The sequence below is a fragment of the Candidatus Palauibacter sp. genome, from assembly GCF_965197445.1.
GTDB lineage: Bacteria > Gemmatimonadota > Gemmatimonadetes > Palauibacterales > Palauibacteraceae > Palauibacter.
Genome location: NZ_CBDANE010000002.1, coordinates 68,690 through 82,942, shown reverse-complemented (window position 1 = coordinate 82,942; position 14,253 = coordinate 68,690). Strand labels below are relative to the sequence as shown.

The 14,253-nt window shown below is 66.2% G+C and carries 12 protein-coding genes; 8 read left to right on the top strand and 4 right to left on the bottom strand.

What is annotated here, in order from left to right; translation table 11 throughout:
* Positions 1–82: 82 nt before the first annotated feature.
* Positions 83–1,783 (bottom strand): M1 family metallopeptidase, encoded by a 1,701-nt coding sequence (locus ACN9M6_RS00435; RefSeq protein ID WP_419160943.1) that lies wholly within the window; start codon positions 1,781–1,783, stop codon positions 83–85.
* Between the two features lie 170 nt (positions 1,784–1,953).
* On the opposite strand from ACN9M6_RS00435, the gene ACN9M6_RS00430 reads away from it, so the two are divergent.
* The 5 genes from ACN9M6_RS00430 to ACN9M6_RS00410 all read left to right on the top strand — a co-directional run bounded on the left by ACN9M6_RS00430 (position 1,954) and on the right by ACN9M6_RS00410 (position 6,458).
* Entirely contained in the window at positions 1,954–2,919 is a 966-nt protein-coding gene (locus ACN9M6_RS00430; protein ID WP_419160942.1) for an HNH endonuclease, read from the top strand.
* A 17-nt stretch (positions 2,920–2,936) separates the two neighbouring features.
* A complete protein-coding gene (locus ACN9M6_RS00425; protein ID WP_419160941.1) occupies positions 2,937–4,457 on the top strand; it encodes an amidohydrolase family protein in 1,521 nt (506 codons plus the stop codon).
* An 82-nt stretch (positions 4,458–4,539) separates the two neighbouring features.
* Complete coding sequence (locus tag ACN9M6_RS00420) at positions 4,540–4,806, top strand: hypothetical protein (RefSeq protein ID WP_419160940.1); 267 nt, start codon at positions 4,540–4,542, stop codon at positions 4,804–4,806.
* Entirely contained in the window at positions 4,803–5,369 is a 567-nt protein-coding gene (locus ACN9M6_RS00415; RefSeq protein ID WP_419160939.1) for a type II toxin-antitoxin system VapC family toxin, read from the top strand. Before ACN9M6_RS00420 ends, ACN9M6_RS00415 begins: the two co-directional genes overlap by 4 nt.
* A gap of 309 nt (positions 5,370–5,678) precedes the next feature.
* Entirely contained in the window at positions 5,679–6,458 is a 780-nt protein-coding gene (locus tag ACN9M6_RS00410; RefSeq protein WP_419160938.1) for an SDR family NAD(P)-dependent oxidoreductase, read from the top strand.
* On the opposite strand, the gene ACN9M6_RS00405 is transcribed toward ACN9M6_RS00410, so the two are convergent.
* Positions 6,455–6,904, bottom strand: a complete 450-nt coding sequence (locus ACN9M6_RS00405) for a hypothetical protein (RefSeq protein ID WP_419160937.1) — start codon at positions 6,902–6,904, stop codon at positions 6,455–6,457. The genes ACN9M6_RS00410 and ACN9M6_RS00405 overlap by 4 nt on opposite strands.
* A gap of 35 nt (positions 6,905–6,939) precedes the next feature.
* On the opposite strand from ACN9M6_RS00405, the gene ACN9M6_RS00400 reads away from it, so the two are divergent.
* Entirely contained in the window at positions 6,940–7,224 is a 285-nt protein-coding gene (locus tag ACN9M6_RS00400; RefSeq protein ID WP_419160936.1) for a hypothetical protein, read from the top strand.
* A gap of 21 nt (positions 7,225–7,245) precedes the next feature.
* Here ACN9M6_RS00400 and ACN9M6_RS00395 read toward each other — a convergent pair whose 3' ends face one another.
* Positions 7,246–8,421 carry a hypothetical protein gene (locus tag ACN9M6_RS00395; RefSeq protein WP_419160935.1) on the bottom strand — a complete coding sequence of 392 codons (1,176 nt, stop codon included), beginning with the start codon at positions 8,419–8,421 and terminating at the stop codon, positions 7,246–7,248.
* A 38-nt stretch (positions 8,422–8,459) separates the two neighbouring features.
* Positions 8,460–9,548: a branched-chain amino acid aminotransferase gene (locus tag ACN9M6_RS00390; protein ID WP_419160934.1), complete on the bottom strand. Its 1,089-nt coding sequence runs from the start codon at positions 9,546–9,548 to the stop codon at positions 8,460–8,462.
* Positions 9,549–9,708: 160 nt separating this feature from the next.
* Here ACN9M6_RS00390 and ACN9M6_RS00385 point away from each other — a divergent pair, with 160 nt between their 5' ends.
* Together ACN9M6_RS00385 and ACN9M6_RS00380 are read left to right on the top strand one after the other, a co-directional pair.
* The gene (locus tag ACN9M6_RS00385) at positions 9,709–11,238 is read left to right on the top strand and encodes an amidohydrolase family protein (protein ID WP_419160933.1); all 1,530 of its coding nucleotides are present in this window, start codon (positions 9,709–9,711) and stop codon (positions 11,236–11,238) included.
* 44 nt (positions 11,239–11,282) lie between these two features.
* Positions 11,283–14,246, top strand: a complete 2,964-nt coding sequence (locus tag ACN9M6_RS00380; protein ID WP_419160932.1) for a prolyl oligopeptidase family serine peptidase — start codon at positions 11,283–11,285, stop codon at positions 14,244–14,246.
* Positions 14,247–14,253 lie beyond the last annotated feature (7 nt).

Genomic DNA, 14,253 nt, shown 5'->3' with positions numbered 1-14,253 from the left:
TCCCCTCGCAAAGCGAATCCGTGGCGTCAAAGCTGTCGCCCCCGCCATGTCTCCTGCAACCGTGGCGGTGCGGCACCCTCCGCTAGCGCCGCCGCGCGAAAGCGGCGTCCATCAGGAGCCAGGTGCCGGGATCGAGGACCACGTCGAGCGGCTCGCGACCGACCGGGATCGTGAACCGGCTCCGCCGCGCGTCGACCCGCACCGTCTCGATACGCGGGGGCGGTGCGGACCCGTGTACGCCTCTCTCGGGGGGCTCCGTCGACGGAAGGTGGATGGCCAGCTGGACAGGCATGCGGAACGTGTAGCGCTCCTCCTGGACCTGATCGATTTCGACGTGAATCGCCCCAGCTTCCGCGTCGTACTTCCAGCCTCCTTCAACCTCGAGCCACCCGCCCCGATACAGCCACTGATCGAAGAAGTCGCCGAGGTCGAGACCCGAGGCCTCCTCCATCGCACGACGAAAATCCGCCGTGGTCGCATTCCGGTCCTGGAACTCACGGTAGTACGCCTGAATTCCGGCCCAGAACGCGTCTTCGCCCACCACGCCGCGCAGCATGTGCAGCGTCCACGAACCCTTCTGGTACGTGCCGGGCCCGCTGGTCACCCGGCTCATGTCGGAGAGGTTGTCGTGGACGATCCGATAGTCCGGGTTCTCGGCCATGAACGCGCGAATCCCGTCGCGGCTCACCTTCAACCGTTCAACGAATTCATCCCGCCCGTACTGGTGTTCTATGAAGAGGAGTGTGAAGTAGGTGGCGAATCCCTCGCTGAGCCAGACGTCGTCCCAATCGTATTCGGTGACCGCGTTTCCGAACCATTGATGGGCTACCTCATGGATGATGACGTTCCGCCAGCGGACGGAGCGCTCTCCGGTGACCGATTCATCGCCATAGAAGATCGCGGTCGCCGCCTCCATCCCGCCGCCCACGCTGTTCGACTGCACATTGGCGAGTTTCTCGTACGAATAGGGTCCGACCCAATCCCCGTAGAACTCCATCGCCTGTTTCGTCGGCACCGCGAAGTCATGGAAGCCGGCGTCACGATCCTGGGCATAGACCCACGTCTGGATCGGCACGCCGTTATAGTAGTCTACAGTCTGTACCGCGAACCGAGCGGCGCCGAGCGCATACAGCCAGGTCGCGATCGGGACGGACTGTTTCCAGTGTGTCCGGCGGGTCCCGTCCAGCAGGTCCGTCTCCTCGATCAACAGTCCGTTGGAGATGGCCTGGTAGTGGGACGGGGCCGTGACGATGAGTTCGCTCGTGGCCTTGTCATAGGGATGGTCGATGGTCGGCAGCCAGTTGCGAGCCTTGTTCGGCCAGTTGTCGCTGAAGAACGTCCGGTCCCCGTACTTGTTGGGGCCGATGATGAGGCCGGTGGCCGGCACTCCCTCGTAGGCCACGATGAACTGCCGCCGATCACCCGCCTCGGTCGGCCTCGCCAGCGAGACGAAGAGCGCATCATCCCGGTGCGTGTACTCGAGCGGCCCCGAATTCCCGATGACGTCCCGAACTCGCATTCCGGTGCCATCGTCACGCATCCCGACGAGATCGAGACGGACCCGATCCACGCCGTCCGCCAGGAAACGGAGATCGATGGTTGCCTCGCCCGAGATCAGATCGGTCTCGTCGCTCAGCGCGAGTTCGAACGCGTAGTTGAGCGCGTCGATGGCGGGGTTCTTGGGATACGTGTCCGTGGGCCTGTCGGGCGGCGTCTCCCGTAACCTGCCGCCGGAACCGAGCGTCAGCGATGAGATCAGTAGCAGAGGAAGAGCGTATTTCATCGGCACCTCGTGCGAATGGTTTGCGTCCGCCCCCAACCTGCACCTGAAGACTCGCCTTGCGCACATCCCGGTTGTCCCTGGAAGTCGGTCCCTCGGTAACGCGCGACATATCGGTGGCGTCGTCCCGCAACCTGATTGACGGGTCGCGCAATTCATCGGTAGTCTGCGGCATGCCCTACGACCACCCCGTGTCTACAGCGGACTTCGACCAGCTGTATGACCAGCGGGTCAGGATGGCGACCTTCGAGTGGCTCGCCAGCCAACGAAACATTCACGGGGACGTGCTTCCGCGACGTCCTCTCCTTGAGAAGGGTTTCGAGTTCGCAGGGCGACGCATCCACCTCGTCGGCCATCAGGGGATCTTCAAGCCCCGGACGATGGCCGTCCCGCTGTCGATCACCACCACTCCGACGGGACCCTACAACGATGCGTTCGGGCCCGGCCACTTCCTTCGATACCGTTACCGTGGGACTGACCCCGACCACCTCGACAACGTCGGACTCCGCAAAGCGATGTACCACAACCTGCCCTTGGTGTACTTTCATGGTCTTCTCCCGGGCAGGTATTGCGCTGTGTGGCCAGTGTATGTGGTTGGAGATGCACCGGAGATGCTGACGTTTTCCATCGAAGTCGATGCCGAGAAGTTGGGTCCGGTCTCGACCTCGATGCGCGTGTGGGAGGGCGCGGAGGTACGTCGCGAGACGTCGCTACGCCGTGAGTATGTGACGGTGGAGACTCGCCGGAGACTGCATCAACAGGCTTTCCGCGAGCGGGTTCTCAAAGCGTACAGACGTCAATGCGCTCTTTGCCGACTTCGTCATGAGGAGCTGCTCGACGCCGCCCACATCATCCCCGACGCCGAACCGGAGGGAGAGCCGGAGGTGAGGAACGGATTGGCGCTGTGTCGATTGCACCATGCGGCCTTCGACCGATTCTTCCTCGGCGTACGCCCTGACTACACCATCCGGGTTCGCCCCGCGATCCTCGCGGAAGAAGACGGCCCTACGCTGCGACACGCCATCCAGGGTCTTCACGGTCGGCGTATCGCTCTTCCTCGCCGCCGCGCCGACTACCCCTCAGCGTCGTCACTCTCCCTGCGGTACGACCGCTTCCTGGAGAAAGCAGCTGCCCTCTAATGCCTAAGGAGGTCCGCATGTTGATTCGTCGAACGGTTGTCTCACTGGTTCTTGCGTGCTTCATCGCGTGGCCGCCTTCCCTGGGGGCGATGGCCCAGGAGACGATCGTGATCGTGGGGGTCACCGTCATCGACGGGAACGGGGGCGTTCCGATACCCGACGCCACCGTGGTCGTCGAGGGCGCCCGCATCACCGCCGTAGGACCCAGCGCCAGCACGGGCGTGCCCGATGGGGCGCGGGTCATCGACGGGACAGGGAAGTTCCTCACCCCGGGCTTCGTCGACACCAACGTGCACACGAGCCTGTACGGCGCGGGCTTCGGGAAGCACCGCAAGGAGAACGCGGTCTTCTACTGGGAGCGCGGGGCCGACATCGCCCTCGAGGCCGCGCAGATGCACCTCAAGCACGGGGTGACGCACATCCGGGACAGCTACGGACAGCTGCCTCAGCTCATCGAGGTGCGGGACGCGATCGCGGAGGGTCGCGACATCGGCCCGCGGATGCAGGTCGCCGGCAACATCGTCGGCTGGGGCGGGGCCTTCTCCGTCACTTTCTCCCTCATCGCCGACTCGGATCTGTCGCTGTGGGAGGAGCAGTTCTCCGATCACCTGGCGCAGGGAGCGGGGGAAGACCTCATGGACATGTATCCGGAGGAACTCCGCGTCGCGATCAACGACTATCTCGACAAGGGCGTCGACTTCGTCAAATACGGTGGGAGCAGCCACTGGTCCTACCCGACGATGATCGGGTTTTCGCCCGAAGCGCAGCGCGTGATCGTGGAGGAGACCCACCGGCGAGGGCTCGTCGCCGAAACGCACGCCACGAACCCGGAAAGCCTGCGCCTCGCCGTGGAAGCGGGCATCGATCTCATCCAGCACCCGGAATTGCTGGCCGGCCGGCCGTATTCGGAGGCGTTGCTAACGCAGATCCGGGAGCGGGGCGTGATCTGCGCGATGCTCGTGAACACGATCACCGGGGCGGCGTGGCAACAGCATCTCGCGGATGTCGCGGCGGCGGAGACACGACGGGCCCATGCCGGGGATTCGGCCGAGTGGGGGCGCCTGCGCCGTCCCGTGACCCGGGAGAAGACATCGTTCGAACTGCGCCGGGAACGGAACGCACTCGGCCACGGAAACGCGATGCGCCGCCAGAACGCCGAGAGCCTCATCGAGGCGGGCTGCATCGTCACCCCCGGCACGGACAACTTCCCGGCTGCGGACATCCAGTTCCTGCGCGAGCCCAAGCCGATCTGGCAGGAGCCGGGCATCGGTACGCTGATGGCGATCGAAGGTCTCGTCGAACTCGGAATGACCCCATCGGACGCGATCGTGGCCGGGACCCGCAACGGAGCTCTCGCCGCGCGCGGTCTCGACGACTTCGGGACGATCGAAGTCGGAAAGTTCGCGGACCTCGTCCTCCTGGAGGCGAACCCGCTCGAGGACATCCACAACATCCGAAGGCAGACGATGGTGATGAAGGAGGGGAAGGTCATCGACGTGGAGGCACTCCCCACCCGCCCGGTCATGTTCGTCCGCTGACCAGAGAACCGAGGGACGCCGGGCACCCTGTTCGAGAATGACTATTGCTTGCCCATACGAAGCAGTATGGGTAGTATGGGTCATGAAAACGACCATCGATATCCACAGTGAGCTTCTCGTTCGGGCCAAGCGGTACGCCAGAGACAACCGTCGTTCCCTGCGGTCCGTGGTCGAAGAGGGTCTGAGGAGGGTATTGTCGGCGAGCCCGACCGCCTCCAGGTACCGGATGCCGGACCTCAGCCACGGAGACCCCTGTGACGACGATCCGCTCGCCGCGTACACGTGGCAGGATCTCTCCGAGATGATCTACGAGCCCGAAAGGATCTACGAACAGCCCGACGCCCCTTGATCGCGGTAGACACCAACATCCTGGTATACGCGCATCGCCGGGAGTCGCCCCTCCACGAGTCCGCGCGCAACATGCTCAGGACGCTGGCCGAGGGCGACTTGGCCTGGGCCATCCCCTGGCCCTGCCTCTACGAGTTTCTGGGTGTTGTGACGAACCGGCGTATCTGGCGTAACGCGGCGACGCCACCCGACCGAGCGTGGGCCCAGCTTCGCGCCTGGACCGAGTCCCCCTCCAACCGCCTGCTGGGAGAAACGGACGGTTTCCTGGACCTGCTGGAACGTTTGATTACACGCCAGCGCGTCCGCGGCCCGCTCGTCCACGATGCCCGCGTTGCCGCCCTCTGCCTGGCCCACGGCGTGGAAGCCCTACTCACGCGAGATCGCGATTTTGCGCTCTTCCCGGAACTGGTCACCCTCGACCCGTGGGAGCGAAGGGAGAGAGTGCTTCTATCCCGCAAGGGCTTTGCCCTCGTGGCGGACCTGGTGCGTCGCCCCCCCGAACCAACGGATGAACTTGTGGAGCTCATGCGTGGCGATCCGGGCGAAGAAGCCCCGGACGATTGATCTCGCACGCGCGGCGCCGGAGGGAGCACCGCGACTCAGGTCGGCCTCGAATCCAGCAGTCGCCAGAGCATGGCTCGCCACGTTGCATGGGTGAACCGGTGAGTGTCGTCCCGGCCATTGAGTCCCGCGTCGCCCAGCTTCTGCACTTAGGAGCAGGATCCGCACCACATCATCCGCAAGCTCTGTATGGCGCGTCCTCGGCTGGAAGGATCCGGTTTCGGCGGGTGAACATGTCAGTACCGGGGCGGCGGGTCCACTCGGGAGGAAGAGGGCTGGCGGGGGATCGGGACGCCCGGTAGAGTCTCGCGCATGGATATGGGACTGAAGGGAAAAGTCGCGGTCGTCACCGGGGGGAGCCGAGGGATCGGCCTCTACACCGCACGCGCGCTGGGGGCCGAAGGTGCGCGGCTGGCGCTATGCGCGCGCAACCGTGAGGGGCTCGAATCGGCCGCGGCGTCGCTACGGGCTGAAGGTGTCGCGGACGTTCTCACCGTGGTCTGCGACATCGCCGAGGAGGACGGGGCCGCTCAGCTGGTGGGGGCGACCACCGACCGCTACGGGGCGCTGGATGTGCTCGTGAACAATGTCGGCGGCAACCGGCGCGGGAAGTTCGAGGAGACCAGCGACGAGGATTGGCTGGACATCATCCAGCTCAACGTCCTGTCGGGGTTCAGGGCCAGCCGGCTGGCGATCCCTCACATGCGTGCCGCCGGTGGCGGGTCGATCGTCTTCGTGTCGTCGGTGTTCGGGCGGGAAAAGGGCGGTCCCGGACTCTCAATCTACAACACGACCAAGACGGCGCTGATCTCGGCGGCGGGCATCATGGCTCTGGAGCTGGCCAGGGACGGCATCCGGGTGAACTGCGTCGCCCCCGGATCCATCCAGTTCCCCGGCGGGAGCTGGGACAAGCGAGTGAAGTCGGACCCCGAGGGGATGCGGGAGTTCGTGAAGGCGAACCTGCCGCTGGGGCGGTTCGGGCGGGCCGACGAGGTCGCGGACGTCGTCACGTTCCTGGCTTCGGAGCGGGCCAGCCTGATCACGGGCGCCTGTATCGCCGTGGACGGTTCGCAGGGCCGATCCCTCGTCTAACTCCCACTGCCTGAACCGGCCCGCGCCCCGCCGCCGCCGGAGACGGGCCACTGGCGAAGACGGCGGGCCTGCCGCTTGAAGCGACGTCCCGGTTGATACCACATTGATTGGCCTCCGGAGGTTGGTGCGGACAGGCACGCAGTCGTCGTGCCGCACGAACCTTGACCGGAGCCCCGATGATGGGATTGGATGTGGCCGGAATCATCACCCTGATGCTCACCATCATCGGCGTGGGCGCAGCGATAGGCGGCCTTACCTTTGCTGCCATACGCAAGCTCACCGCCGAGATGAAGGCATTCCGGGCCGAGTTGGGGGGCGTCCAGGACGGGCTTCGTGGCGAGATCCATGGCGTTCGTGACGGGCTTCGTGGCGAGCTTCATGGCGTTCGCGACGGGCTTCGTGGCGAGCTTCATGGCGTTCGCGACGAGCTTCGTGGCGAGATCCATGGCGTCGCGACGAGCTTCGTGGCGAGATCCATGGCGTGCGCGACAAGCTTCGTGGCGAGATCCATGGCGTGCGCGACAAGCTCGACCGGGATGTCGCGGGGCTTCGGAGCGAGATACGGGGCGTCCGCGAGGAGCTTCGGGGGGAAATCGCGGGATTCCGGACCGAACTCCGCGAGGTCGAGGGCCGCCTGAGCGGTCGCATCGATGCCTTCCGGGGCGAACTCGCCGATACCCGCGTGGCCCTGACCGACCGTGTGGCTCGACTTGAGGACAAGGTGTTCGGAGTGTCTGTTCCGGACGCTGCGGCCGACCCCGCCTGACACCCGGTCCGGCAGCTCGATCTAGACGAAGCGGACCAGCTTCACGTCGAACTTCCGGGTCGCTCCCTCCGGCGCCTTCCACTGGATGAGGATCGGGCTCTGGTAGGTTCCCCATGGGATCTCGCCCGTCCCGTCACCGTCCTGATCGATGACGGGGAGGCTGATCCCCCTCCGCAGTCCATGGAAGCGGGACACCGGGAGAGCCAGACTGCGGTTGATCACGCGCGCGATCACCGACTCATCCACCCCCATTCCCTCCAGGGCGGTGTTGAGGATGTGGACGGCCTCCACCGTGGCGGAGTCCAGGGCCCTGGTCGGGCCGGATGGACTTCTCAGCACGTTCTTTCCCTTCCGGGCCACGTCGAGCGCCCTGCCGGAAAAGCGCAGCGCCTTGCCCGGCAGACGCAGCGCCTTGCCGGGCAGCGTCAGGGGCGCCTTCAGCACCTCCTTGCCCTGATCCGCCATGAAACGCAGCGGACTGAGGAGGGCCCCGCGGACATCTCGATTCATCAATAGCGGCTCGAACTCGTTCACCGTCAGGCTGGCGCCGCTCTCCTCCGGCGCCAGGGAGATATCAAGCCGCCCAAACGAAACGCCGTGCTCCTCGACCAACTTCTGGAGACGGTCCACAAAGCCGAAGTCCGGCTGCCGAAGGTCGGTCGTATCGATCGCGCGTTGCGAGGCCTCCACTTCCACCTCGATCCGGGCCACCACTTCCTCCGCCCCGTACCCTACGACCGTCGTCCGCCGCCGCCGGGTTCCGCCCCGGTGCACGCCGTCCAGATCGACGAACCAGACGGGTTTGTCCCTATCGTGATCGTAGGTAGCGGCGCTCTGGAGTCCGGCGCCGATGAACGTCAGGTGGGAGTCCGCGTTCTCCGGTTCGGTGGCCTTCTGTTCGTCCGATAGCTCGGTACGGAGGTCGAGTTCGTCATGGACGTAGCCGGCGTTGGGCGGGAAAATCCTGTGGAAGACCTTGATGAACTCCTGGAGTTTCGCGTCGTCATTGTCGAGACGCCGCGCAAGCCGCTGGTCCAGGAACCCCGCCGTCGTATGGTCGGAGATGTAGAGCGCCTTCGGATACCGGTCGAACTCGGACCCGAACTCCTCCTCGAGCTTCGCCCGGACATCGATGAAGTCCGTCCGGAAAGCCGGCCTGATCCAGAGAGTGGCTTTGAACGGCGGTTCGGACGACATGGTGGCGCGCCTCCTAGGGCTGCGTCATCTACGCTGGGTCAGGGGCGCCACAGCCAGCCGTGCCGGTCCTCGATGCGTCCGGTCTGGATCCCGTACAGTTCGGCCTTCAGGCGCGCGGCGACCGAATCGGGATGCTGCGGCAGCGTGACGTCGGTCCCGTCGAGGCCGAGGCGGTCGATTGGCTGGACCGTAGCGGCCGTACCCGAACCGAACGCCTCCTCGAACGTGCCGGCGGCGTGCGCGTCCAGCAGTTCCTCCACCGAGATCCGTCGCTCCTCGCACGGGATCCCGAAGTCGGCGCACAGCTGGATCAGCGAGTCCCGGGTCACGCCGGGGAGGATCGTGCCCTCGAGCGGAGGCGTGATCGCCGTACCGTCGATGACGAACCACATGTTCATGACGCCGCACTCCTCGACGAACCGTCCTTCGTGCCCGTCGAGCCAGATCACGTTGTCGTATCCCTGCTCCTGCGCGTGCACGGAGGCCAGCATCGTGGGGCCGTAGTTGGCCGCGGGCTTGTGGGCGCCGGTCCCGCCGGGGAATGCGCGCACGAACTTCCGCGTCGCCACGAGACTGACCGTTTGCGATCCGGTGAAGTAGAGCCCGACCGGCGTGGTCATGAGGACGAAGCGGAACGATCGGCCCGGGGTGACGTTCAGGGTCGGATCGGTACCGAAGTAGCTGGGACGGATGTAGAGCGCCCCCTGAGCGGCATCCGGCAGCCAGCCGCGATCGACATCGAGCAGCTCCCGCATCGCGTCGAAGAACAGTTCCTCCGGAAGCTCCGGCATCACGAACCGGGACGCGGTGCGGTTGAACCGCTTCTGGTTCATGTCCGGCCGGAAGACGACGAGATCGCCCTCCGGCGTCTTGTGCGCCTTGAATCCCTCGAACATCGAGACGGCATACTGGAGCGCCTTCGAACTCGGGTAGATCTCCATCGGGCCGTAGGGCCGGATCTCCGCGCCGGTCCACGCGCCGTCGATGTTGTCGGCCACGAACATGTGGTCCGACCAGATCGAGCCGAAGGGAAGGTTGTCGAAGTCGACCGAGGGGCGCCTCGATCGCTCGACGCGCCTGACGGGGAACTTCGAGGTCATCGTCGCCGTCGTCGCCGTCGTCGCCATTCTCGTGTCTCTCAGCTGGTGTTTCGCGGAATCATGTTCGCGCGGGGCGCTCACGTGAATCCCGCACAGCCTAGCGCGCCTCCGCGCGCGCGGCTACTCGCGACCCGAACAATCTGTTAGTCTGAGCGGACGTATAGGCCGAGAAGACCGGAGGTAAGCCATGTCCCGCCACGTCCGACGCGTTTCCGCCTTGCTTTTCCTCGCCCTTGCCGCGGCCGTCGCGGGCACGAGCGACGCTTGGGCCCAGGCCACCGCGATCGTGGGTGCGACCCTCATCGATGGAAACGGCGGCGCTCCGCTGACCGATGCCACCGTCGTCGTGGAAGGGGACCGCATCACGGCCGTCGGACCGCGGGCCGATGTCGAGGTCCCCGCGGGCGCCCGCGTGATCGACGGCGCCGGGAAGTTCGTGACTCCCGGCTTCGTCGACACCAACGTCCACATCTCCCTCTACGGCGGCGGAAACAAGGACCGCAAGGAAAGCTCGGTCTTCTACCGGAGCATGGGCCGGGAGCTGACGCTCGAGGCGGCACAGATGCACCTCAAGTTCGGCGTGACCCACCTCCGCGACAGCTACGGCGCGCTGCCCGAACTCCAGCAGGTGCGCGACGCCATCGCCTCGGGCAAGGCGATCGGCCCGCGACTCCAGGTGGCCGGCAACATCGTCGGCTGGGGCGGCCCCTACTCCATCACCTTCGCCCTCATTCCCGAGGACGATCTTTCGCTCTACGAAGAGCAGTTCTCCGATCACATCGCGCAGGGGGCGGGCGAGGACCTGATGGACCTCTACCCGGAGGAACTGCGGGCAAGAATGCGCGAGTATCTCGACAAGGGCGTGGACTTTCTCAAGTACGGCGGGACGAGTCACTGGTCCTTCCCCACCCTCATCGGCTTTTCGCCCGAAGCACAGCGCGTGATCGTGGAGGAGACGCACGCGCGCGGCCTCATCGCCGAGACCCATTCGACCAACCCGGAGGGGCTCCGGCTCTCGGTCGAGGCCGGGATCGACCTCATACAGCACCCCGAAGTCCTCGCCAGCCGGGAAATCTCCGACGCCCTCGTGAAGCAGATCGTGGATCGCGGCATCGTCTGCTCGATGCTGGTGAACACCTTCACGGGTCCCGCCTGGGAGAACCATCTCGCGAACAGAAAGACGGCAGAGGAGCGGCTCGCGCGCGAGGCGGAGGGAGCCCGGGCGCGGGAGTGGGGGCGGCTGCGGCGTCCCGTCGAGCGGGAGAAGACGAGCTACCAGATCCGCCGTGAACAGCGCGCCGTGGGCCACGGCAACGAGGTGCGGCGCCTGAACGCGAAGAAGCTCATCGACGGCGGCTGCATCACCTCGCTGGGGACGGACAACTACGCGGGCGTGGCGCCGGAATACGGCCGCACGCCCAAGCCGATCTGGCAGGAGCCCGGGATCGGGACGCTGCTCGCGATCGAAGGCCTCGTGGAGATGGGGATGACGCCCGGCGACGCGATCGTGGCCGGCACCCGCAACGGAGCCATCGCGGCCGGCGCGCTCGACGAGTTCGGCACCATCGAAGCCGGTAAGCTGGCAGACATCCTCGTGCTCGACGCCGACCCGCTCGCCGACATCAGCAACATCCGCAAGCAGTCGGTCGTCATGGCGGCCGGAAAGATCATCGATGTAGATGCGCTTCCGACCGAACCCGTCTACTTCAAGCGATGACCGCCACCCGATTTCCGAAACGCACCCCGAAACAGGAGGGCCGGATGTCCTCGACCTCTCGTACGTTTATGGCCGCTTCCGTCGCCGCCCTCGCGGCCTTCGCCCTGGCGCCCGGCTGGCTGGCCGCGCAGGAGACGAAACCGGCGCTGGATCACGAAGACACGTATCGCTGGAACTCCATCGGCGGACGCACGATCTCCGCCGACGGCGCCTGGCTGGCCTATGTGCTCCAGCCCTGGGATGGCGACCCCACGCTGGTGATCGCACGCACGGATGGATCGGCGGAGCGTCGCTTCCGCGGCCGTAGTCCGGCCTTTACGCGGGACTCCCGTCATCTCGCCTTCCGCGTCACGCCGGTGCAGGCGGTCGTCGATTCGCTCCGGCTGGAAGGGGAGCAGGGAGACGACATCCCGGGAGACTCCCTCGCGGTCGTAACGCTCGCCGAAGCCTTCGGCGCCGAGGACGACGACGCGGGAGTCACGCGGGCCGGCCCCATCGAGTCCTTCCGCGTTCCCGAGGATGGGGGCGCCTTCGTGGCTTATCTCCTGTCCGAGAACCCTGAGGAAGAAGACGAGGAAGAAGAGGACGCCGAGCCTGAGGCCGAGGAGGGCGAAGAAGAGGAAGAGCGTTCCGCGGAGTACGAGAAGCGGCATGAGAAGGACGACGGGACGCCCCTCGTCCTCCTGAATCCGGACTCGGGCTCCGAGCACTCGTTCGCCGATGTCGTGACCTACGAGGTCGCGGACTCGGGCACGGGAGTCGCGTATGTGACCTCGACCGAGGACGAGGGAGGGGACGGCGTCCACCTCGTGGATCCCGCGAGCGGCGAGAGCATGGAGATCCTCTCCGGCGAGGGCCACTACGCGCAGTTGGCGTTCGACGAATCCGGGGAACGGTTCGCCTTTCTGAGCAACCGCGACGAATGGGAGATGGACCAGCCATCCTTCGCCCTGTACCGGTACGCCGAGGGATCGCTCGAGCGGCTGGCGGACCACGAGACGAGCGGGGTGCCCGACGGATGGTGGGTGAGCGAGAACGGGGATGTCTCGATCAGCGAAGACGGCGAGCGGGTGTTCTTCGGTACGGCGCCGCGCCCCGAACCGGAGCCGGACGAGGAGATCCTGGATGACGACCGCGTGAACCTCGACATCTGGAACTGGCGGGACGACTACCTGCAGCCGATGCAGCTGGTTCAGGCGAACCGCGAGCGGGACCGTTCCTATCTCGCGGTCGTGCACGAGGGACGGGATGGCCTGGTCCAGCTGGGCACATCGAGCGTCCCCGAGGTGGAGCGGACCGAGACCGGGGCCGGCGACTACGTCCTGGCCACGACCGACATGCCCCACCGCCAGGAGATCTCGTGGGACGGCCGGTACGAGGACGCGTACGCCGTCGACGTGGCGACCGGGGAACGGCGCATGGTCGTGGGGAGGGTGCGCGGCTTCGGCGGCGCCAGCCTCTCTCCCGCCGGCACGTACGCCTACTGGTGGGATGAGGCGGACCGGGACTGGAAGGCGGCGCGGATGGAAGGCGAGGAGCCCGCGCGGAGCCTGACGGGTCATCTGCCGGTCGCCTTCTTCAACGAGTTGGACGATCACCCTCAGGGGCCGCCGCCATATGGCGCGCCCGTGTGGATTGAGGACGACGGGGCGCTTCTCGTCTACGATCGCAACGATGTCTGGCGCCTGGACCCGAGCGGCGAGCGGGCGGCGGTGCGCCTCACCGACGGACGAGGCGCCGATCTGAGGTACCGCGTCCAGCGTGTGGGGGAGGGCGGAGGCGGCAACTTCTTCGGCTTCGGCGGCGGCGGCGAGGGTATCGAGGAAGGGGAAGTGCTCTTCTCGGTCTTCGATCTCGGCACGAAGTCAGCGGGGTATGTCCGTGGGCGGACGGACGAGACGGGCCGGCTGGAGGAACTGCTGATGGGCGACGCGCGGTACGGGTCTCCGGCCAAGGCCGAGGACGCCGATCGCTACGTGTGGACGCGCCAGACGTTCGTAGAGTTTCCCGATGTCTGGGTCGGCGATTCGGACTTCGGGAACCCCCGCAAGCTGAGCGACGCGAACCCCCAGCAGGCGGAGTACCGGTGGGGGGACGCGGAACTGATGACCTGGATGTCGAGCGACCGCACGCCGCTCGACGGGATCCTGATCAAGCCCGACGGCTTCGATCCGTCACAGCAATACCCGCTCATGGTCTATTTCTACGAGCGCATGTCCGACGGGCTGCACGCGTATCAACCGCCCGTGCCGAACCGCGCCTCGGTACGGTTCTCTTTCTACGCCAGCCGCGGCTACGTGGTCTTCGTCCCCGATATCCCCTATGAGATCGGGTATCCGGGAGAGAGCGCGCTCGATGCCGTCGTGCCCGGCGTGCTGTCGCTGATCGAACAGGGCTTCATCGATCCCGACCGGGTCGGCGTGCAGGGCCACTCGTGGGGCGGCTACCAGATCGCCTACATGATCACCAAGACGAACATCTTCGCCGCGGCGGAGGCCGGCGCGCCGGTGTCCAACATGACAAGCGCATACGGGGGCATCCGCTGGCAGACCGGCATGAGCCGCATGTTCCAGTACGAGCGCACCCAGAGCCGCATCGGGGGCACGCTGTGGGACGAGCGCGACCGTTACGTCCACAACTCGCCCCTCTTCTTCGCGGACAAGATCCGGACGCCGCTCCTCATGCTCCACAACGACGAGGACGGCGCCGTGCCGTGGTACCAGGGGATCGAGATGTTCGTCGCCATGCGCCGTCTGGCGCTGCCCGTGTTCATGCTCAACTACAACGGCGAGGGCCACGGCCTCGGACGCCAGCCGAACCAGGAGGACTGGGCGATCCGCATGCAGCAGTTCTTCGACCACTACCTGGTCGACGCCCCGGCCCCGCGCTGGATGGCCGAGGGCGTCCCGGCCGTCGTGAAGGGCCGCGACCTGGGCCTCGAACTCATCGGCAAGCCGGTGTCCGAACAGGGCGGCGTCTCCGGCGAGCGCGGCGGCTCAAGCGGATAGGAGGTCG